Source organism: Kribbella sp. CA-245084 (assembly GCF_050942355.1).
GTDB lineage: Bacteria > Actinomycetota > Actinomycetes > Propionibacteriales > Kribbellaceae > Kribbella.
Genome location: NZ_CP192053.1, coordinates 1594735 through 1615370 on the forward strand (window position 1 = coordinate 1594735; position 20636 = coordinate 1615370).

Annotated in this window: 16 protein-coding genes; 11 read left to right on the plus strand and 5 right to left on the minus strand. The window is 67.6% G+C overall.

The genetic code is table 11. The features are described from left to right. Both ACQPYH_RS07890 and ACQPYH_RS07895 read right to left on the minus strand, forming a co-directional pair. Entirely contained in the window at positions 1–1806 is a 1806-nt protein-coding gene (locus tag ACQPYH_RS07890) for a nickel-dependent hydrogenase large subunit (RefSeq protein WP_432888539.1), read from the minus strand. A gap of 3 nt (positions 1807–1809) precedes the next feature. After that, positions 1810–2883: a hypothetical protein gene (locus ACQPYH_RS07895; RefSeq protein WP_432888541.1), complete on the minus strand. Its 1074-nt coding sequence runs from the start codon at positions 2881–2883 to the stop codon at positions 1810–1812. Between the two features lie 176 nt (positions 2884–3059). Here ACQPYH_RS07895 and ACQPYH_RS07900 point away from each other — a divergent pair, with 176 nt between their 5' ends. The 5 genes from ACQPYH_RS07900 (at position 3060) to hypE (ending at position 8378) form a co-directional block, all read left to right on the plus strand. Then, on the plus strand, positions 3060–3527 hold the full coding sequence (locus ACQPYH_RS07900) for a helix-turn-helix domain-containing protein (protein ID WP_432888543.1): 468 nt from the start codon (positions 3060–3062) through the stop codon (positions 3525–3527). 83 nt (positions 3528–3610) lie between these two features. Further along, positions 3611–5881, plus strand: a complete 2271-nt coding sequence (gene hypF / locus ACQPYH_RS07905; protein WP_432888545.1) for a carbamoyltransferase HypF — start codon at positions 3611–3613, stop codon at positions 5879–5881. Between the two features lie 13 nt (positions 5882–5894). Continuing rightward, entirely contained in the window at positions 5895–6209 is a 315-nt protein-coding gene (locus ACQPYH_RS07910) for a HypC/HybG/HupF family hydrogenase formation chaperone (RefSeq protein ID WP_432888547.1), read from the plus strand. Further along, complete coding sequence (hypD, locus tag ACQPYH_RS07915) at positions 6206–7324, plus strand: hydrogenase formation protein HypD (RefSeq protein WP_432888549.1); 1119 nt, start codon at positions 6206–6208, stop codon at positions 7322–7324. Before ACQPYH_RS07910 ends, hypD begins: the two co-directional genes overlap by 4 nt. Beyond that, positions 7317–8378, plus strand: a complete 1062-nt coding sequence (gene hypE, locus ACQPYH_RS07920; RefSeq protein ID WP_432888551.1) for a hydrogenase expression/formation protein HypE — start codon at positions 7317–7319, stop codon at positions 8376–8378. Before hypD ends, hypE begins: the two co-directional genes overlap by 8 nt. Here hypE and hypB read toward each other — a convergent pair. Together hypB and ACQPYH_RS07930 are read right to left on the minus strand one after the other, a co-directional pair. Further along, entirely contained in the window at positions 8365–9111 is a 747-nt protein-coding gene (hypB, locus tag ACQPYH_RS07925; protein WP_432888553.1) for a hydrogenase nickel incorporation protein HypB, read from the minus strand. The two genes, hypE and hypB, sit on opposite strands and share 14 nt — an antisense overlap. A gap of 1 nt (position 9112) precedes the next feature. After that, positions 9113–9442, minus strand: coding sequence for a hydrogenase maturation nickel metallochaperone HypA (locus ACQPYH_RS07930; protein WP_432888555.1), 330 nt, complete (start codon positions 9440–9442; stop codon positions 9113–9115). Positions 9443–9722: 280 nt separating this feature from the next. Between ACQPYH_RS07930 and ACQPYH_RS07935 the strand changes: the two genes are divergently transcribed. Genes ACQPYH_RS07935 through ACQPYH_RS07945 form a run of 3 tightly spaced genes read left to right on the plus strand, consistent with a single transcriptional unit; the run spans position 9723 to position 15687 of the window. Beyond that, entirely contained in the window at positions 9723–13838 is a 4116-nt protein-coding gene (locus ACQPYH_RS07935) for a S8 family serine peptidase (RefSeq protein WP_432888557.1), read from the plus strand. 36 nt (positions 13839–13874) lie between these two features. Further along, a complete protein-coding gene (locus tag ACQPYH_RS07940; RefSeq protein ID WP_432888559.1) occupies positions 13875–14774 on the plus strand; it encodes a hypothetical protein in 900 nt (299 codons plus the stop codon). 4 nt (positions 14775–14778) lie between these two features. Next, positions 14779–15687 (plus strand): hypothetical protein, encoded by a 909-nt coding sequence (locus tag ACQPYH_RS07945; protein WP_432888561.1) that lies wholly within the window; start codon positions 14779–14781, stop codon positions 15685–15687. 53 nt (positions 15688–15740) lie between these two features. On the opposite strand, the gene ACQPYH_RS07950 is transcribed toward ACQPYH_RS07945, so the two are convergent. After that, complete coding sequence (locus tag ACQPYH_RS07950) at positions 15741–16601, minus strand: hypothetical protein (protein WP_432888563.1); 861 nt, start codon at positions 16599–16601, stop codon at positions 15741–15743. A 155-nt stretch (positions 16602–16756) separates the two neighbouring features. Here ACQPYH_RS07950 and ACQPYH_RS07955 point away from each other — a divergent pair, with 155 nt between their 5' ends. The 3 genes from ACQPYH_RS07955 to ACQPYH_RS07965 all read left to right on the plus strand — a co-directional run bounded on the left by ACQPYH_RS07955 (position 16757) and on the right by ACQPYH_RS07965 (position 20603). Further along, positions 16757–18133 carry an N-acetylmuramoyl-L-alanine amidase gene (locus ACQPYH_RS07955; RefSeq protein ID WP_432888565.1) on the plus strand — a complete coding sequence of 459 codons (1377 nt, stop codon included), beginning with the start codon at positions 16757–16759 and terminating at the stop codon, positions 18131–18133. Next, positions 18130–19368 carry a SpoIID/LytB domain-containing protein gene (locus ACQPYH_RS07960; RefSeq protein WP_432888567.1) on the plus strand — a complete coding sequence of 413 codons (1239 nt, stop codon included), beginning with the start codon at positions 18130–18132 and terminating at the stop codon, positions 19366–19368. The genes ACQPYH_RS07955 and ACQPYH_RS07960 overlap by 4 nt, the downstream gene beginning before the upstream one ends. A gap of 77 nt (positions 19369–19445) precedes the next feature. Continuing rightward, positions 19446–20603 carry a glycoside hydrolase family 76 protein gene (locus tag ACQPYH_RS07965; RefSeq protein ID WP_432888569.1) on the plus strand — a complete coding sequence of 386 codons (1158 nt, stop codon included), beginning with the start codon at positions 19446–19448 and terminating at the stop codon, positions 20601–20603. Positions 20604–20636 lie beyond the last annotated feature (33 nt).

Genomic DNA, 20636 nt, shown 5'->3' on the forward strand with positions numbered 1-20636 from the left:
TCAGTAGGGCGCTACGGCGATGGACGGCGAATGCAGGTGCGTCTTCTCCTGCCCGTTGCCGACATACATGTGCACACCGCACGGCAGGCAGGGATCGAAGCTGCGGACCGCCCGCATGATGTCGATGCCCTTGAACCGCTCGGGTGGATTCTCCTCGAAGATCGGCGTGTTCTGTACGGCGTCCTCGTACGGGCCGGGGGTGCCGTAGCTGTCCCGGACGCTGCCGTTCCAGGGGGTCGGCGGGTACGGGTGGTAGTTCGCGATCTTGCCGTCCCGGATCACCATGTGGTGGGAGAGCACGCCGCGGACCGCCTCGGTGAAGCCGCAGGAGATTGCGTCGTCCGGGACCTTGAACGGCGTCCACGTCTCGGTCCGGCCGGCTCGGACCTCGGCCATCGCCTTTTCGCAGAAGTGCAGCGCGAGCGCGGCGGCGTACGCCTGGAAGTAGGTCCGGGCCCGGTTCCGCTCGAGCGCGTTGCTCCACTGCGGGATCTTCCACTCGTACTCCGTGGCCGGCTTGAGCGCGGTCCGCGGGAGCTGGATCTTCACGCTGTGCCCGGTCGCCTGGATGTAGTCGGTATTGACCAGGCCGGACAGCGCCGTCGACCAGAGCCGGGCGATCGGTCCGCCGCCGGTGTCGAGGGCGAGGTGGTCCTTGCCGTCGAACCAGCGCGGCGACATCGTCCAGCTGTAGGCGTTGGAGAAGTCGCGCTTCTGCGGCTTCGGCAGCGTGTGCTGGTTCCACGGGTGCCGGACGTCGATCGGGTTGCCGAGCGGGTCGATGTCGACGAACTTCTCGTGTGAGCCGTCCGCCCAGTCCTCGTAGTACGAACTGCCGAGCAGGATCCGCAGGCCGAGGTTGATGTCGACCAGGCTGTTGGTGACCAGCTGGCCGTCCACGATGACGCCGGGGGTGACGAACATCCGCCGGCCCCAGGCCTCCATCCTCTCGTAGCTGAAGTCGCAGACCGCCGGGTCCTGCAGACTGCCCCAGCAGCCGAGCAGGATCCGCCGCTCGCCGACGTGCTCGTAGCCGGGCAGCGCCTCGTAGAAGAAGTCGAACAGGTCGTCGTGCAGCGGCACGACCTTCTTCATGAACTCGATGTAGCGCATCAGCCGGGTGAGGTAGTCGGTGAAGAGCTGGATGGTCGCGACCGTGCCGACGCCGCCCGGGTACAGCGTGGACGGGTGAACGTGCCGGCCCTCCATCAGGCAGAACATCTCGCGGGTGTAGCGGCTGACGTGCAACGCCTCGCGGTAGAACTCACCCTCCAGCGGGTTGAGCGAACGCATGATGTCGCCGATGGTCCGGTAGCCGTGGTCGGCGGCGTGCGGCGCCTCGGTCCGGTTCGCCAGCTCGAGTACGCCGGGGTTGGTCTCCTTGACCATCCGCTCGCAGTAGTCCACCCCGACCAGGTTCTCCTGGAAGATGTTGTGGTCGAACATGTACTCCGCTGCCTCGCCGAGGTTCACGATCCACTCGCCGAGGTGCGGCGGCGCGACGCCGTACGCCATGTTCTGCGCGTAGACCGAGCAGGTGGCGTGGTTGTCACCGCAGATCCCGCAGATCCGGCTGGTGATGAAGTGCGCGTCCCGCGGGTCCTTGCCCTTCATGAAGATGCTGTAGCCGCGGAAGATCGACGAGGTGCTGTGGCACTCCTCGACGGTCTTCGACTTGAAGTTGACGTTCGCGTAGATACCCAGGCTGCCGACGATCCGGGTGATCGGGTCCCAGGCCATCTCGACGACGTCGGAGCTCTTCGAACTGGTCGTTTCCGGCTTGACCTTGGGGTCGGTGGTGGTCATGGCCTACCACACCTTCTCGTAGCCGGTGGTGAGCTCGGAGCCCTTGCTCCGCCACTTGGGTTCCTTGTTGCCGGCGTTCTGCGTGTACTTGCGGAGCCGGCGGATGACGGTGCCGTAGACCATCGTCGCGGTGGTGGAGATCTTGCTGCCCGGCGGTTCGTCCATGAACGGCATGAACTTGTCCGGGAATCCGGGCATCGTGCAGGCGATGCAGATACCGCCGACGTTCGGGCAGCCGCCGACGCCGTTGATCCAGCCGCGCTTGGGCACGTTGCAGTTGACCACCGGACCCCAGCAGCCCAGCTTCACCAGGCACTTGGGCGAGCCGTACTCCTTGGCGAAGTCGCCCTGTTCGTAGTACCCGGCCCGGTCGCAGCCTTCGTGCACGGTCCGGCCGAACAGCCACTGCGGCCGCAGTTCGGCGTCCAGCGGGATCATCGGGGCCTGGCCGGCGACCTGGTAGAGCAGGTAGACGAGCGTCTCGGACAGGTTGTCGGGGTGGATCGGGCAACCTGGCACACAGACGATCGGCAGACCGGCCTTGGACTTCCAGCTCCAGCCGAGGTAGTCGGGCACTCCCATGGCGCCGGTCGGATTTCCTGCCATCGCGTGGATCCCGCCGTACGTCGCACAGGTGCCGACGGCAACGACCGCGGTGGCCTTCGGGGCCAGCCGGTCCAGCCACTCCGAGGTCTTCATGGGCTGCCCGGTGGCCGGGTTGTTGCCGAAGCCGGCCCAGTAGCCGTCCGTGCCGTGCACCGCCTCGTTCGGGATCGAGCCCTCGACCACCAGCACGAACGGCTCGAGTTCGCCGCGGTCGGCCTTGTGCCACCAGGCGATGAAGTTGTCCGCGCCGGTCTCCGGCCCGCACTCGAAGTCGATCAGCGGCCAGTGCACGGCGATCCGGGGCAGCCCGGGCAGGGCGCCGAGGACGATCTCCTCGATGCTGGGCTGGGTGGCCGCGGTCAGGGCGACCGAGTCACCGTCGCAGCTCAGTCCGCCGTTCATCCAGAGGATGTGGACGACACCCTCGTCGGTCTCCTGTTCCGCCTGCCCCGGTTCCAGCGTCGTGGACACGACCCCACCCTCCGTCACTCCCGCAATGCCGATCGTTTCGACCGTACGACGGTCGCGGGCGGACGGACAGACACTTGTGTCTGCTATTAATGGCGGTGTCCGGAAATCCGGGATTCGGGGATTCCAGGACATTCCGGAGGAGCTTTTTACCGCTCTTCCACCGATATTCTCAGGCAATGGACGACGATCCCGGTCGCGAGGTGTTCGTCTCGCCCGTGGTCGTGGCCTCCCAGGTCTTCCCGGCCCGGCCGGGTTCGCTGCCGGACGCCGAGCAGTTCGTCCGCGAGGCGCTTGAGCCGATCAGGCTGGAGACCGAGGAGCGGCAGGCGCTGTACCAGGCCATCACGGCTGCGTTGCTGGCCGCCGCCGGGGCGAAGGACAACGTCTTCGACGTCACCGTACGGATCTTCCCCGACGGCGTGGAGGTCGAAGTACTGCACGGCGCCGGCATGCACCGGGTGCAGCCGGCAGCCGAGCCGTTCGCCGATTGGCTGACCGGCGTACTGCGTGGCCAGGGACTGTCCCAGGAGGCGGCCGCGCAGCGGATCGGGGTGTCGGTGCGGACCATCAGCAGGTGGCTACGCGGCGACACCGAACCGCGTATGCGGGACCTCCGCAAGGTGCACGAGATCTTCGGTCCGTGATCTCTGGCATGGGACCGGGCGCGGGTTTAGTGTGCGATTTGTCCGTTGATCGCGGAATTCGCCATTTCTTTTCGCCCGGCGGGGTGAGCATCACGAACGAACCGGAGCGGGTACGCACCCGGGTGCTGGTCACTGGCGTCGTCCAGGGCGTCGGCTTCCGTCCGTTCGTCTACTCGCTGGCGCGGGAGCTCGGGCTGTCCGGCCAGGTCGGCAACACCGCGTCCGGAGTCGTCGCCGAGGTCGAAGGACCCGACGCGGCGGTCACCGACTTCGCGGACCGCATCCGCATCGACGCGCCGCCGCTGGCCGTGGTCTCGACCGTTGCAACGGAGTCGCTGCCGGTGGTGGGCGGCACCGAGTTCACCATCCTCGACTCCACGGCCGGAACCGGCCGCACGCTGGTCTCGCCGGATGTCGCGACCTGCGCGGACTGCTGGTCCGAATTCGCCGACCCGTCCGACCGGCGCTACCGGCATCCGTTCATCAGCTGCACGAACTGCGGACCGCGCTTCACGATCATCACCGGTCTGCCCTACGACCGGCCCGCCACGACGATGTCCGGCTTCCCGCTCTGCCCCGACTGCGCCCGCGAGTACGCCGATCCCACCGACCGCAGATTCCACGCGCAGCCGATCGCCTGCCCGGCCTGCGGCCCGCGGCTGCAGCTTGTGCAGCCCGGCCTCGAGACGGCGTACGACGAAGACGCGCTGGCGTCGGCGCACGCCCTGCTGGTCGACGGGGCGATCCTTGCGGTCAAGGGGATCGGCGGCTTCCATCTGGTCTGCGATGCCGGCGATCAGGCGGTCGTGACGACGCTGCGCAAGCGCAAGGACCGGGGTGACAAGCCGTTCGCCGTGATGGCCGCCGATCTCGACACGGCCCGGCGGATCGTCGAGGTCGACGCCGACGAACAGGAGCTGCTCACCGGCATCCGCCACCCGATCGTGCTGCTCCGGCGCCGGCCGGGCGCGACGGTCGCAGAAGCCGTTGCCCCCGGCAACCCTGATCTCGGCGTGATGCTGCCGTACACACCGCTGCACCGGCTCCTGTTCGACCAGCCCGGTCCTGGCGTGCTGGTGATGACGAGCGGCAACCTGTCCGGCGAGCCGATCGTGACCACTGACGACGAGGCGATGACCCGGCTGGGCGGTCTGGCCGACGCATGGCTCGGTCACGACCGTCCGATCCACGTGCCCTGCGACGACTCCGTCGTACGGATCGTCGACACGACCGAGCTGCCGGTACGGCGGTCTCGTGGCTACGCGCCGTTCCCGGTCGACCTGCCCATCCCGGTCCGGCCCGCGCTGGCGGTCGGCGGTGACCTGAAGAACACGTTCTGCCTCGGCGAGGGGCGTTACGCTTGGCTCTCGGCACATGTCGGCGACATGGACGACCTCGCGACGCTGCAGGCCTTCGAACGGGCCGAGCAGCACCTCGAGGAGCTGACCGGCGTACGGCCCGAGCTGCTCGTGACGGACAAGCATCCGTCGTACCGCTCGCGGCAGTGGGCCGAGCGGCACGCGGACGGTCGCGAGGTGGTCGGCGTACAGCATCATCATGCGCATCTCGCGTCGCTGATGGCGGAGCATCGGTATTGCGGCGAGATCATCGGGTTCGCCTTCGACGGGACCGGGTACGGCGACGACGGCGCGGTGTGGGGCGGCGAGGTGTTGCTGACCGGGTACGAAGGCTTCGAACGGTATGCGCATCTGAAGTACGTACCGCTGCCGGGCGGCGATGCCGGGGTTCGCAATCCGTGCCGGATGGCGTTGTCGCACCTGCGCGCCGCGGGACTGCGATGGGATCCACGCTTGCCGTCCGTACAGGCGTGCCGCGAGTTGGACCTGCTCGAGGCCCAGTTGGATCACGACATCGCGTGTACGCCGACCTCCAGCATGGGCAGGTTGTTCGATGCGGTCTCGTCGCTGGCCGGGGTGTGTCATCGGGTCGGCTACGAGGCGCAGGCGGCGATCGAGTTGGAGGGACTGGCCTCGTCCGATGAAGGACTCGGCGCCTACGAGTTCGACGTCGAGGGAGAGCAGATCGACCCGGCGCCGATGCTGGCCGCGGTCGTGGGGGATGTGCTGGCCGGAGTGCCGCCGAGCGTCGTGAGCGCCCGGTTCCACCAGGGGCTGGCCGAACTGATGGTGACGGTGGCCGAACGGGTCCGCGCCGCCGAAGGATTGACCACCGTCGGGCTGTCCGGCGGCGTGTTCGTCAACAAAGTGTTGCTATCGGCAACTACCAGGGCGCTGACCGGCGCCGGCTTCGCCGTACTGCGGCATCGCCGGGTGCCGCCGACCGACGCCGGGATCGCCCTCGGGCAGCTGGCCGTGGCAGCTCGGGTCCGGTAGGGGAGGGAACATCATGTGTCTGGCCGTGCCGGGAAAGGTCGTGGAGATCCGGGACGAAGACGGTACCCGGATGGGGCAGGTCGACTTCGGCGGTGTGCTGAAGGACGTCTGCCTGGAGTACCTGCCTGATCTGCAGGTGGGCGAATACACCATCGTGCATGTCGGTTTCGCGTTGCAGCGACTCGACGAGGAGTCCGCCATGCAGTCACTCGCGTTGTACCGCAAGCTCGGTGCGCTCGAGGAGGAGTTCGGCGACCAGTGGGGTCTGGCCGCTCGGCAAGCCGGTGAGCGCCGCCCACCTGGTACCGACTGGGAGGCTGAGCGATGAAGTACCTCGAGGAGTTCAGCGATCCGGTGCTGGCCCGCAAGCTGGTCGACCAGATCCACGCCACCGCGACCAAACCGTGGGCGATCATGGAGGTCTGCGGCGGGCAGACGCACACGATCGTCCGGCACGGCATCGACCAACTGCTGCCGGACGCCGTCGAGATGATCCACGGCCCCGGCTGCCCGGTCTGCGTCACGCCGCTGGAGACGATCGACAAGGCGCTCGAAATCGCCGCCCAGCCGGGAGTGATCTTCTGCTCGTTCGGCGACATGCTGCGCGTGCCCGGCAGCGGTCGCGACCTGTTCCGGATCAAGAGCCAGGGCGGTGACGTCCGGGTGGTCTACTCGCCGCTGGACGCGCTGCGGCTGGCGCAGCAGAACCCCGACAAGCAGGTCGTGTTCTTCGGCATCGGGTTCGAGACGACTGCCCCGCCGAACGCGATGACCGTCTACCAGGCGAAGAAGCTCGGCATCCCGAACTTCAGCCTGCTCGTCTCGCACGTCCGGGTGCCGCCCGCGATCGAGGCGATCATGCAGTCGCCGACCTGCCGGGTCCAGGGCTTCCTCGCCGCCGGCCACGTCTGCAGCGTGATGGGCACGATGGAGTACCCGGAGCTCGCGGACAAGTACGGCGTACCGATCGTCGTGACCGGCTTCGAGCCGCTGGACATTCTGGCCGGGATCCTGCGCACGGTCAGCCAGCTGGAGAAGGGCGAGCACGTGGTCGAGAACGCCTACCGCCGGGCGGTGAAGGACGAGGGCAACCCAGCGGCGAAGGCGATGCTGGCCGACGTGTTCGAGTCCACCGACCGCTCGTGGCGGGGGATCGGGATGATCCCGCAGAGCGGCTGGCGATTGTCCGAGCGCTACCGCGAGTACGACGCGGAGTACCGCTTCCACGTCCGCGACATCGCGACGGAGGAGTCGACCGTGTGCCGCAGCGGCGAGGTCCTGCAGGGTCTCATCAAGCCGCACGAGTGCTCGGCGTTCGGGACACTCTGTACGCCGCGCAACCCGCTCGGGGCCACGATGGTGTCGAGCGAGGGTGCGTGTGCGGCGTACTACCTGTATCGCCGGCTGGAGACACCCACCGAGGTGGTGACGACCGGTGGCTGAACCGGTGCTCGACTTCGACGGCTGGACCTGCCCGCTGCCGCTGCGCGACCACCCGAACGTCGTCATGGGTCACGGCGGCGGCGGACAGATGTCGGCCGAGCTGATCGAGCACCTCTTCGTCCCCGCGTTCGCGAACCCTGTCCTCGGCGGCCTGACGGACTCGGCGGTGTTCACCCTCGGGGACGCGCGGCTCGCGTTCTCGACGGACTCGTTCGTCGTCCAGCCGTTGTTCTTCCCCGGCGGCAGCATCGGGCACCTGGCCGTGAACGGGACGGTCAACGATCTCGCGATGAGCGGCGCGCAGGCGGCGTACCTGTCCTGTGGGTTCATCCTGGAGGAGGGCGTCGAGCTGTCCGTGGTCGGCCGGATCGCGGCGGACCTCGGGGACGCGGCGCGGCGGGCCGGCGTCACCGTCGCGACCGGCGACACCAAGGTGGTGGACGCGGGGCACGGCGACGGCGTCTACATCAACACCGCCGGTATCGGCCTGGTCCCGGCCGGCGTCGACATCCGTCCGCAGCGCGCCGTACCGGGCGACATCGTCATCGTCAGCGGCCAGATCGGCGTCCACGGGATCGCGATCATGAGTGTGCGGGAGGGCATCTCGTTCGGCACCGAGGTGGTCAGCGACTGCGCGCCGCTGAACGACCTGGTCGCGACGATGCTCGCGGTGTGCCGCGACCTGCACGTCCTGCGCGATCCGACCCGGGGCGGCGTCGCGACCTCGCTCAACGAGATCGCGAAGTCGGCCGGCGTCGGCATCGAGCTGACCGAGAGCGCCTTGCCGGTGCCCGAGACGGTCGCCAACGCCTGCTCGTTCCTCGGACTCGATCCGCTGTACGTCGCCAACGAGGGCAAGCTGCTCGCGATCGTGCCGCGCGACGAGGCCGACGCCGTACTCGCGGCGATGCGGTCGGACCCGCTGGGCACGGACGCCACGATCATCGGTGAGTGCGTGGCGGCGCATCCGGGCATGGTCGTGACGCGCACGGCCTTCGGCGCTACCCGCGTCGTGGACACCCCGATCGGGGAGCAGCTGCCTAGGATCTGTTAGCCAGCCAGTCGTGCCAGGCGTCGAGGCCGTCGCCGCGGGTCGCGGAGACGGGAAGTAGCTCGACGTCCGGCTTCACCCGGTGGATCAGCTCGAGGCACAGGTCGACGTCGAAGTCGACGTACGGGAGCAGGTCGATCTTGTTCAGCAGGACGAGATCGGCGGTGCGGAACATGTACGGGTACTTGGCGGGCTTGTCCGCGCCCTCGGTGACCGAGATGATCACCACCCGCGCCGCCTCGCCGAGGTCGAACAGCGCCGGGCAGACGAGGTTGCCGACGTTCTCGACGAACACCAGCGAGCCGTCGGGCGGCGCGAGCTCGGCCAGGCCGCGGTCGAGCATCTCCGCGTCCAGGTGGCAGCCGGCGCCGGTGTTGATCTGGACGACCTTGCTGCCGGTGGACTGGATCCGCTGCGCGTCCAGCCAGGTCTCCTGATCACCCTCGATCACGAGGGTCTCGCGGCGGCCGCCGAGGTCGGTGATGGTGCGCTCGAGCAGAGTGGTCTTGCCGGAGCCGGGAGAGCTCATCAGGTTGATCGCGGTGATCGCGTGCTCGGCCAGATAGCTCCGGGTGCGGGCGGCGAGCTGGTCGTTCTTCGCGAGGATGTCCTGCTCGAGCACGACCGTGTGCGTGTGGGGGTGCGCGTGGTCGTGGTCGTGATCGTGGGTGTGACCATCGACCAGCGTCACGCGGGTGCTGCCGTCCTCGCCCCCGCACCCGCAGGTGCTGCACATGTCAACGCACCTCCACCGAGATGATCCGCAGCTCACGGCCGGCCAGTACGTCGAGATCGGCGCTGCCGCACTCGCACAGCATGACCGGATCGTCGAGCCTGAACTCCAGCCGGCAGTCCCGACAGTACGCGCGCCCCGGTGGCTCGTCGATGTCCAGCCGCGCCCCTTCGAGCCCGGTCCCGCCGGCGACGATCTCGAAGCAGAACCGGATCGAATCGGTCACCACCCCGGACAGCCGCCCGATCTCGAGCCGGACGGCCGCGACCGGTCCGTCGCCGATCTTCTCGACGATCGCATCGACGATGCTCTCCGTGAGGGCGAGCTCATGCACCTTCCCGACGCTAGGCGGACCGCTCCGCACCGGCAAGGGATCGGAAAGTTGCGGGAAAACCTGCAGGCCGTCCGGTCGCTCAGAGTAGTCGGCGGGCGGGCGTGATTCCGGGAAGAATCGGACCCCGGGAATCCATTGGGCACGAATAGTTACCGTTGTGCGAGGCAACTATCGAAGACGGTCCCGCCGATCGCTACCGGAGAGGCGACGGGCGGCTTACTCTCCGTTTGTCGATCCCGCGGCCGGCTCGGGGGAGCCGCTCCACTGCGGAGGGGAAAGTATGAGACGTCGCCTGAGGTACTCTGCTGCGCTCGTCGGCCTGACCGGCCTGATCATCGCGTCGATGTCGGCACCCGTACACGCCGCGACCCAGGACCATTCGCCGCCGGGGCAGGGTCCGGGCGCGATGCAGGTGCAATCGGCAAGCGACGCCGCCTCGTCGAAGCTCGACCCGAAGCTCCAGGCGAAGGTCAAGAAGGGTGATACCGCTCCGGTGGCCGTCTTCGCGACCGTGCAGGGCGACCAGGGCAACACCGCCAAGGCCCAGCAGGTGCTCGACAAGGCCCATGTGGCGAAGTCCGGTGACGCCGCGCTGGTGATGGGTTCGATCCCGGTGCAGGCGCTGCCGAAACTGGCCGCCGTACCAGGGGTTGTCTCGGTACAGCCGGTCGAGCTGGCCCGGACCGGGCAGCCGTTGTCCGACCCCGATCCCAGCCTGCACCAGGCGCCGACGGCGGCCGAGCTGAAGGCCGCGCTCGCCAAGGTGAAGTCCGACGACGTGCCGTACGACCAGGCTCCGCCGCTGCGGGGCTCGAACTTCGACAAGCTCCGCAAGCAGAACCTCCTCGACGCCAAGTCCCACAACTTCACCGGTGCCTGGAACGCAGGCTTCACCGGCCAGGGCGTGACTGTCGGCGTCCTCGACGGCGGCACCGACTGGGGTCACCCGGACCTGGTCAACACCTGGCAGACATGGAGCGGTCAGACCGGCGACAAGGCCGGCTGGAACGGCTGGCCCAAGGCCTTCGATCCTTATGGCACCCTTCAGTGGCTCTCGGCACCCGACCAAGTTGACCAGGGCCTCTCTTGGTACACGAAGACGACCGCGGCCACCTGCACGCTGAGTGCCAAGACCTGCTCCGTGGACTTCGCGACCAAGACCGGACCGTCCCGCAACTTCAGCGCCCCGGTCGGCACGAAGGAGCACACCTACAGCTTCCCGTCCAAGTGGAGCAAGTCCGGCAAGGTCATGCTCGGCAGCCACCCGGACGACCACCTGCTCCAGCTGTACGGCGAGCGCCCCGGCTTCCTGATCACGGACCCGCACACGGCCGGCGTCTACGACACGGTGTACGTCGACCTCGACGACGACTACTCCTTCGCCGACGAGAAGCCGGTCAGCAAGTCGTCGCCCGCGTCGTACCGCGACATGAACGGTGACGGCTACACCGACCTGTCCGGCGGCCTGCTCTACTACATCTCCGACGGCAAGACCCCGATCCCGGGCGGCCTGGACATGTTCGGCGTCGACGACACGTCGTACGGCTCCGGTCAGCTGGTCGCGTGGACCGGTGACTTCGACCCGGCGATCGAGGGCCACGGCACGCTGACCGCGTCGAACATCGTCGGTCAGGCGGTCATCAACGGAAAGGCGCCGACGTTCAAGGACCTCCCCGGCGGCAAGTACGCCGGTGCGGTGCTGGGCGGTGCGCCGAAGGCCAAGCTGGCGCCGTTCGGTGACATCTACATGGGCTTCGACTTCTCTACCCAGTTCGGGTACCTGCTGTCCACCCGCAAGGGCGTCGACGTCACGTCGAACTCGTACGGTGAATCGACCACTGACAACGACGGCTGGGACGCCGCGAGCCAGGAAGCCGACGTGATCCACGACGGCTTCAAGACCACAGCCCTGTTCTCCACCGGCAACGGCGCACCGGGCTTCGGTACGGCGACCGCCGCCGCGCCGTCGACCGCCATCGAGGTCGGAGCGTCGACGCAGTTCGGCGGGACTGGCTGGGACTCGATCGTGCGGACCAGTCAGATCACCGACAACGACGTGATGGTGTGGTCGAACCGCGGGTTCGGCGCGAACGCGACCAACGGCGTCGATGTAGTTGCCGACGGCGCCTATGCACCGGGCGACGCGACCCTGAACACGATCCTCGACGGCCGCAACGCCTGGGTCACGTGGGGCGGCACAAGTCGCTCGACCCCGGTCGCCGCAGGTGCGACGGCGCTGGTCTACCAGGCCTACGAGAAGGCGCACCACGGCGCCGTACCGGCCGGCTTCTACTCGACCGCGCAGGACATCCTGAAGTCTTCGGCGAAGGACCTCGGGTACGACTCCAACGTCCAAGGCTCCGGCTCGATCGACGCGGGTAAGGCGGTTGCGACAGCTTTGGGCCAGCGGGCCAGCGTGTCGCCGACGGAATGGCGGGTGGGTGACTACCGCGGCACGGAGTACCCGGTGTTCGCGAACATCATCTCGCCAGGCGGCACCGACACGCAGAAGTTCACGCTGCAAGGCCCCGGTGCCTGGCAGGTCAGCGACCGGCAACTCGTCCGCACCGACTCCAGCACGCTGTCCTTCAGCAGCAAGGATCTGAGTCAGGAGAGTACGGGCAACTTCAATGCGCCGGACTACCTGATAGACCTGACGAAACAGGTCAAACAGCATCGCAACTCGGATCTCATGGTGGTCAAACTCGAGTACCCGCGGAACGAGTTCGACGGCAACAACGACCTCACCGAGGACCAGGCGTGGCGGCTGCTCACGTACAACTGGACCGACGTGAACCACGACGGCAAGCTGTGGACCGACAAGAACCACAACGGCGTCGTCAACCACACCGACAAGACCACCAGCTCGAACATCGACGGCTTCCTCGACCTGGACTTCGCCAAGTCGGAGATGGAGCAGGGCGAGTACAGCCGGTTCATGTACCACCGGGCCGGCTCCAACGCACTGCAGTCGTACGTCGCCGATCCCGCCAAGCGGATGGCCGACGGCCTGTTCCTCGGTCTGCAGCACTCGACGAAGAACGCCGCCATCCCGGTCACCGACTTCAAGGTGTCGATCGACTGGTACCAGAACACCGACTGGAAGTGGGTCAGCACGCCTCACACGGCTGTCGGTTCGTTCAACGCGTCGATCAAGGTGCCGAGCAACGCGCCGTACGGCATGTACTCCGGTGCCGTCGTACTGACCCGTGGCTCGGACTCGATGGTCGTGCCGGTGTCCGTCGCGGTCGCGGCGAAGGTGACGCAGGACGCGAACGGCAAGATCACCGGAGCCGTCACCTTCGGCGGTGACGACGTGGCTCAGTCGCAACGGAACCTGACGTACAACAACGGCACGGTGTTCGGTGCGAACGACTGGACCTGGCGGGCCGAGTCCGGTGACTGGCGGTTCTTCTATCTCGATGTGCCGAAGACACCCGCGGAGGGCACGAAGTTCCTGGCCAACACCAGTTGGGAGGACTCGGGTCCGTACACCGACCTCGACACGTTGATCATGGGCAGATCGGTGAACCACTTCCAGCTCGAGCCGGATTCGGTGTACGGCGCGCCGTACACGATCGACACGGTCGGGAAGAGTCCGAACACCAACGTCCGAACGGGGGCCTGGCTGTTCAACACCGCGACCGGTGGGCCGGCCGATGTGGTCACCGCACCGGCGCAGGAAGGGCTGCAGGCGCTCGCGCTGCACCAGGTCAGCTGGCAGGGCGACAAGTTCAACACGCCGTTCAAGGTGCAGCTGGGGAGTGCGTCGGTGACGCCGTCCTCGGTCGTGCAGACCGCGACCGGTGACACCGGTGGGTTCGACGTGACGTTCGACTCGAGCGTGCCGCTGGACGGGCTGAAGGCGGAGGCCTTCGGTCTCAGTCAGCCGAGTACGACGACGGAGACGGCGCACCAGGACAACCCGGACGACCCGTCGACGGCGAGCGTGAAGAAGAACATCACGTTGTCGCACGCCTCGCGGTTGAGTGTCAGCACGGCGCTCGACAGCAACGACCTCGACCTGTACGTGGTCCGGGACGCCAACAACGACGGCGTGTTCTCGCCGTCCGAGATCGTCGCCTCGTCGGCCGGCGGTACAGCGAACGAAGCGGTCGATCTGGTCAACCCGCCCGACGGCAACTACCAGATCTGGGTGCACGGGTTCTCCGTCACCGGTACGCCGGCGTTCACCCTGAACGTCAACGCGATCCAGGGCAACGACCTGACCGTCAGCGGCCTGCCCACCGGCCCGGTCGCGGCCGGTACGCCGGTCACTTTGCACGTCGACTACAACAAGGCGATGACACCCGGCCAGAGCTACAACGGCGAGCTCCTGCTCGGCCCGGCCTCGGCCCCGACCGCGCTGTCCGTCCCCATAAAGATCACCAGATAACGCAACTTCGGCGGCGGAGGCCGCATCGGGTGAGGTGTGAACAACTTCCTCCTGAAACGAGCCTCCGCCGCCGCTGCGGCCTCCGCCGTGGTGCTGGGTGGTCTGGCGGCTGCCTCGGGCAGTACCGCGAACGCCGCTCCCGCGACTGCCACCGCAGCCTGCAGCATGTCCGTCGGTTCGATCACGGCCGGCGGGGACATCGCCAACACGGGCGTCACTGCCTCATCGCCGATCAAGTCGTCGCGCGGGGTCGGTCCGCATCTGTTCGGTCCGGGGCTCTCGAAGATCGCGTCGACCTGGACCACCACGGTCGGCGTCGCGGGCGAGGACACGACGTACGGCCAGGTGGTCGTGAACGGCACGCTGTACTACGGCGAGTACGGGCACGACTCGACCGGCAAGCCGACGAGCAGCCTGAAGTCGCTCGGCGTCGGGTACCAGGGTTACAAGGCGATCGAGTCGTCGTTCTACTGGGGCAAGACCGTGCGCGGGTCGGACTACCGGCTGCGCGGCGACGGGGTGCTGTACCGGTACGGCCCGAACAAGCAGGTCACGCGGTACGCCGGCTACTCGGCCGTCAAGACGATGGCGCTGATCAGCGAGACGCTGACCTACGACACCTTCCTGGCGCTCACAAACGGCGGCGCGCTGTACACGATCCACATCCCGACGAGCACTGCGGCGCCGACCGTCAAGAAGGTCCGCACGTCGACCTGGCAGAACTTCGACTTCCTGGTCGCGGAGAAGTGCGGCACCCAGAGCACGTTGCTCACGGCAATCGACAAGGACAGCGGCTCGGCCTACCTCTACGCCGTTGGCCACGCCAACGGCGCCGCGACGGTCATCAAGGGCCTGGGCAAGGTCCCCGGCACCTTCAAGGACCCCGTCTACTACCTCCACACCGCCGAGGGCACCCCGTCCCTCTTCGGTGAGTGATGTGATGACCCTGAAGCGAGTCTCCGCGGTCGCGGCTTCCGCCGTACTGCTCGGGTCCGTGGCAACTCTCCCAGCCACGACTGCGAGCGCATCCGCGACCGCCGCCTGCACGATGACCGTCGGCTCGATCACCTCGGGCGGCAACTTCGCCGACGCCGCCGTCACGGCCTCGGCGCCGCCGGCCGCCAAGCAGACCACCGGATCACACGTCTTCACTGCGGGGATCACGAAGGCGAGCTCGACCTGGACCAACAGCGGGGCCGGGCCGGACGGCACCGCCGCGTCGAGCGCACTCGTCATCCTGAACGACTCGATGTACGAGGCCACCTATACGACCGGCTCGACCGAGCCGCCGCTGCGGCTGGACAAGGTCGGGTCCGGCTGGGGCAGCTTCACCATGGTCGAGCAGTCCTTCTGGCAGAAGGCGCCTGGGTCCGGCGACAATTTCCTCGCCTGGTACGGCCTGCTCGGCGGGACCGGCGTCCTGCACCGCTGGGCCGCGGGCCCGGACGGCATCTATCGCCACGAGACCGCCGGCGGTTTCGCGTCCGTCAAGGCGATGGCGCTGATCAGCGAAACGAAGACATACGACACCTTCCTCGCGAACACGCGCGGCGGTGCCCTCTACACGATCCGGATCCCGCGGACCTCGCCGCTGAAGCCGATCGTCACGGCGATCCGGACCTCCACCTGGCAGGGCTTCGAGGCGCTGGTCGCCGAGAAGTGCGGGAACCAGAGCACGCTGCTGACGGCGATCGACAAGGACACGGGTTCGGCGTACCTCTACGCGGTCGGCCACACCAACGGCACGGCCACCGCGATCAAGGGTCTCGGCAAACTGCCGGGCACCTACAAGGACCCGGCCTACTTCCTCGACACCGCTGAGGGCAACCCGCCCCTCAACGGGGACTGAATTGATGCGACAGGGCCCCGGTGACCTGCAGGTCACCGGGGCCCTGTCGTCGATCAGAAGTCGCCGCCGAAGTCTCCGCCGCCGAAGTCGAAGCCGCCGCCGTCTCCGCCGCCGTCGAAGGGGTTGAAGTCGCCTCCGCCGTCGCCTCCGCCGTCGCCGCCACCATCTCCGCCGCCGTCGCCACCGTCACCGCCGTCTGCTTGGCCGTCCTGGTAGCCGGCGGCGTAGTCGCCGTACCCGCCGCCGGCGAACATGCCGCCGAGTGCGGTGCCGATGAACATGCCGGTCAGCACACCGCCGACGCCGCCGAACAGACCCTGTGCGTACGGCGAGTAGGCCGGGCCGGCCTCCCAGTACGGCACGCGCTGCGGGCCGACCATGACCTTGCGGACGTCCGGCTCGGCGCCGGCGCGGACCCGCTCGGCGTCGGCCGCACAGGCCGGTACCTCACGCGGCGCGCCGCCCGGCGGCGTCCACGTCACGTCGACCACGGACGGGCCGTGCTGCGGGTTGAAGAAACAGGCCGGCCGCCGCTGCGGCAGCGGCTCGCCCTTCACCCGGGCCTTCACGCAGGCGGCGGCGTACCGGCCGTCCTCGAGGATCTCGACCACATGCTTGATCTGGTCGGCCTGGGTGACCTGGCCGATCGCCTGCTTGGCGGACTCGTAGGAGTCCAGCGCGCGCTGGTAGTCCTGCCGGGCGCCGTCGCCGAGGTCCTTGCCGACCATCTCCAGGTCGAGGTCCTGCAGCTCCTCGCCGAAGCGGGTGATGTCTTCGTCGGCGGTGCGCTTCACCGACTCCAGCTCGGCGGCCGTGATCTCGTGCTTTTTCTTGTTCTGCAACTGGGTCCGACGGTACGAGCGGTATGCCAGCACCGCGATCACCACTACAGCGATGATCAGGATGTAGTCCATGTCGGGCCTCTCTCGGGGGCTTTCCTGAGAGCGTATCGAATCCCTCAAGACACCGACGCCACGCACGGTGACGCAATCCCCGGAAAACGATCACCGACCGCGCATAATCGGTGACACCGCCCAGCGCCCGTCGTACACCGCCGGAAGGCTGGCTCATGCGCAGGACTGCCCGACTACTCCCACTCGTGCTGACCGCGGCCACCCTGATTCCCCTGCAGCACAACGATTCCGACCCTTCGTACCAGGAGATCCCGCTGGACGGCGTGACCGTCCAGGCCCATACCATACCGTTTGGTATGGTCGCCGTGACGTGGCCCGAGGGCGCACAGAACGTCACCGCGAAGATCCGCGTGGAACGCGACGGACAATGGACCGACTGGGAATCGTTACCTGTCGAGGACGAACACGGGCCCGATCCATTAGTGCCTGAAGGAATTCAGCGTGGCGGCACCGAACCTTTGTGGGTCGGAAATGCCACCGGCGTCCAGGCCAGCGCTGTAACTGAAGCAGGCACCGTCGCCGGCGCCAAGGTCGTGCTGATCCAGCCGGGTGTGCTCGCGTCAGATGCCGATGAGCCCTCCGCGCAGTCGATCGCGCCGGCCGCCTCGCGAGCGCCGTACCCGATGCCGTTGATGGTGAGCCGGAAGCGTTGGGGTGCTGACGAGCGACTTCGCAGTCACAACGGTGCCGCGTGCGCGCGTCCGAAGTACACGACGACCGTGCTCGCGGCGTTCGTGCATCACACCGCCGATCGCAACGACTACACGCGGACGCAGGTCCCGGCGATGGTGCGGGCGATGTACGCGTACCACGTGAAGAGCCGCGGCTGGTGCGACCTCGGGTACAACTTCCTCGTCGACCGCTTCGGCCGCGTCTTCGAAGGCAGGTACGGCGGGGCGCAGCTGCCGGTCCTCGGCGCGCATACGGCGTCGTACAACTCGAACTCGTTCGGGGTCGCGGTGATCGGCAACTTCGAAAAGGCCGCGCCGCCGGCGGCGATGCTGGAGTCCACCGCACGGGTGATCGCGTGGAAGCTGGACGCCAACTATCGGTCGCCCCAGGCAACGATCCGCCTCGACGGCAGCAGTCTGCACACCGTCTCCGGCCATCGCGACACCAAGGCGACCGCGTGCCCAGGGACGCAGCTCTACAACAAGCTCGGCTGGCTGCGGCAACGCGTGAACACCTTGATGGGCGGCAGTTTCTCGACGCCGATCTACCAATACGCACGCAAGCTCGGATTCCGGAACATCGGTCAGCCGTTCTGGGGTGAGCATCGGACGCGCACCGGCTGGTCGACGTACTTCGCCACCCGCGACGTCTTCTACTCCGTTGCCAGCGGCACACATTCGACAGCGGGCGCGTTCCGGACGCGCTTCCGCCGGCTCGGCGCCGGCAGTGCGCGGCTCGGACTGCCGATCACCGACACGTACCGCGTGCCGGGCGGATCCCGGCAGAAGTTCCAGCGCGGCTGGCTCGTCTGGGACCGCCGCACACGTCAGGTCAATCTTGTGTACGGGAGAGCTTCATGAGAACGGTACCGATTTCTGGGCGTGCGATCGCGGCTATCGTCCTGTCGTCCACGGTGATCAGCGCCACCGCTCAGGCGCGCCAGATCGTGCCCACGGCAACGGCCCCGGACACGACGATCATGGGTCGCGGATTCGGCCACGGCCGCGGGCTGTCGCAGTACGGCGCGCAGGGTGCCGCGCTGGCCGGCAAGCCCGTGAAGCAGATCCTGGACTTCTACTACCCGGGTACGACGGCCGGCAAGGCGACCGGCAGCATCCGCGTCCGGGTCAGCGCGGACACGACCGACGGCGTACGGGTCGGCGCGGTGAACAAGCTCAGCGTCCGGTCCTTTGCCACTGGCAAGGTCTATGTGTTGCCCAAGGCATCAACCCGGAACCAGTGGTCGGTCGACCCGAACGGCGAGCACGGGACGAAGCTCAGCTCGTACGACGCGAAGACGAAGAAATGGACGCTGTACAAGACGTTCACGGGCATGGCGCAGTTCGAGGGACCTGCCGTGATCGGGCTGATCCTGCCGAGCGGCGCCGTACGGCGGTATCGCGGCGCGCTGCGGGCGATCGACGTGTCCGGTACGCATCTGGACACGGTGAACGTCGTACCGCTGGAGTACTACCTGCGCGGCGTCGTGCCGCGGGAGGCCGTGTCCAGTTGGAGGCCGGCCGCACTGCAAGCCCAGGCCGTTGCCGCGCGCACCTATTCGGTCTTCCATCGCGATCGCGCGTCGAGCAAGGCGTACGACCTGTGCGACACGACGTCCTGCCAGGTGTACGGCGGGTACGACTCGGAGGAGACGTCCACGAACAGTGCGATCGCGGCGACCGCGGGGCAGATCCGGCTGTACAAGGGCAAGCCGATCATCGCCGAGTTTTCGTCGTCGAACGGCGGGGCGACCGCGACGGGGGACGTGCCGTACCAGCTGATGAAGGCGGACGGCTGGGACGCGTACCCGAAGAACGGGAACCCGAACGTGACGTGGACCGTGACGCGGTCGGCGGCCGACATGCAGTCCGTCTTCGCCGTCGGGTCGATCCGGTACGTGCGGGTGCTGAAGCGCAGCGGCGTCGGACCGGGCGGCGGTCGGGCGCTGACCATCGAGGCCGTCGGGTCGAAGGGCAAGCGGGTGCTGACCGCCGACCAGGTCCGGATCCGGCTGCATCTGAAGTCCGGCTGGATCAGCTTCCCGGCCCGCAAGCTTGATATGCCAACTAGCGTCGTGGAAGAGCCTGGTCGCTGAGCCATTGACGTCGTGTCCGTACGCCGGTTAGAACGTGACATCGATGTCAATCGCCACCGCCCAGGAGGATCAGCTCGATGCGCAGGAAATTTGGTATATCAACTCGTCTGGCCGCCGGAGTACTCGCGGTCACCGTCCTCGGGTCGCTGAGCATGACCACGGCCGACGCGGGGACCGACCCGAACGCAGCTCGGGCGCGCGCGTCGTACGACGCGATCAACAAGTACTTCGACGCCGGCAAGGGTGGACTGCTGCTGGAGGAGTACCCGAACACGCAGACCAACCCGTACTCGTACGTCTGGCCGTACTCGCAGGCGTCGATCGCGGCCGAGGACCTGGCCGGCGTACCCGGTGCCGGCCGCAACGGTGCGGCCGAGGCTGACCGGCGGCTCGCGGCGTACGAGTTCTACTGGAACTCCGGTACGACGCCGACCGGGTACGACTCGTACGTGCGGCCGCCGAACGGCCAAGGCGGGGACAAGTTCTACGACGACAACGAGTGGATCGGGCTGAACCTGATCCAGCGGTACCAGCGGACCGGTGACCGCGCCGCCCTCGCCCGTGCGAAGGACATCTTCGCGCTCGTCGTCCACGGCTGGGACACCGATCCGTCGCACCCGTGCGCCGGCGGCGTCTTCTGGACCCAGGCCCCGTGGAGCCAGGACCGCAACACGGTGTCGAACGGACCGGGCGCGGAGCTCGGCGCGCATCTGTACCTGCTGACGCGGGACAAGTCGTACCTGACGTGGGCGCAGCGGCTGTACACGTGGGCGCAGACCTGCATGCTCGCCCCGAACGGCCTGTACTGGGACCACATCGACCTGGCCGGCAACGTCGAGAAGACCCAGTGGAGCTACAACCAGGGCGTGATGCTCGGCGCCGGCGTTCTGTTGTTCAAGGCAACCGGTAACCCGAAGTACCTCCGCGACGCGAAGTCGGTCGCGTCCGCGTCGCTGGCGTTCTACAACACCCCCGAGATCCTCGCGAAACAAGGCGCCGCCTTCAACTCCATCTGGTTCAAGAACCTCTTGATCCTGGACTCGGTAGCCCCGAACCCCAGCTACCGCAAGGCAATGCAGTCCTACGCCACCTACAACTGGACCACGACCCGAGACCCCGCCACCAACCTCTACAACTTCGGCGAGGGCTCAGTCGAGCTCCTGCAACAGTCAGGAATCACCCAGATCCACGCTCTCCTGGCCTGGCCCCGCTCCCGCTATCACCTGCTTGCCTGACAAACAACGCGCCGCCCGTCCCCCGCAGGGGAC

Bases quoted from the DNA above. Each gene is read 5' to 3' on its own strand.
- ACQPYH_RS07890 (WP_432888539.1), bottom strand. From the start codon at position 1,806: ATGACCACCACCGACCCCAAGGTCAAGCCGGAAACGACCAGTTCGAAG.
- ACQPYH_RS07900 (WP_432888543.1), top strand. From the start codon at position 3,060: ATGGACGACGATCCCGGTCGCGAGGTGTTCGTCTCGCCCGTGGTCGTG.
- ACQPYH_RS07910 (WP_432888547.1), top strand. From the start codon at position 5,895: ATGTGTCTGGCCGTGCCGGGAAAGGTCGTGGAGATCCGGGACGAAGAC.
- hypD (WP_432888549.1), top strand. From the start codon at position 6,206: ATGAAGTACCTCGAGGAGTTCAGCGATCCGGTGCTGGCCCGCAAGCTG.
- hypB (WP_432888553.1), bottom strand. From the start codon at position 9,111: ATGTGCAGCACCTGCGGGTGCGGGGGCGAGGACGGCAGCACCCGCGTG.
- ACQPYH_RS07935 (WP_432888557.1), top strand. From the start codon at position 9,723: ATGAGACGTCGCCTGAGGTACTCTGCTGCGCTCGTCGGCCTGACCGGC.
- ACQPYH_RS07945 (WP_432888561.1), top strand. From the start codon at position 14,779: ATGACCCTGAAGCGAGTCTCCGCGGTCGCGGCTTCCGCCGTACTGCTC.
- ACQPYH_RS07950 (WP_432888563.1), bottom strand. From the start codon at position 16,601: ATGGACTACATCCTGATCATCGCTGTAGTGGTGATCGCGGTGCTGGCA.
- ACQPYH_RS07955 (WP_432888565.1), top strand. From the start codon at position 16,757: ATGCGCAGGACTGCCCGACTACTCCCACTCGTGCTGACCGCGGCCACC.
- ACQPYH_RS07960 (WP_432888567.1), top strand. From the start codon at position 18,130: ATGAGAACGGTACCGATTTCTGGGCGTGCGATCGCGGCTATCGTCCTG.
- ACQPYH_RS07965 (WP_432888569.1), top strand. From the start codon at position 19,446: ATGCGCAGGAAATTTGGTATATCAACTCGTCTGGCCGCCGGAGTACTC.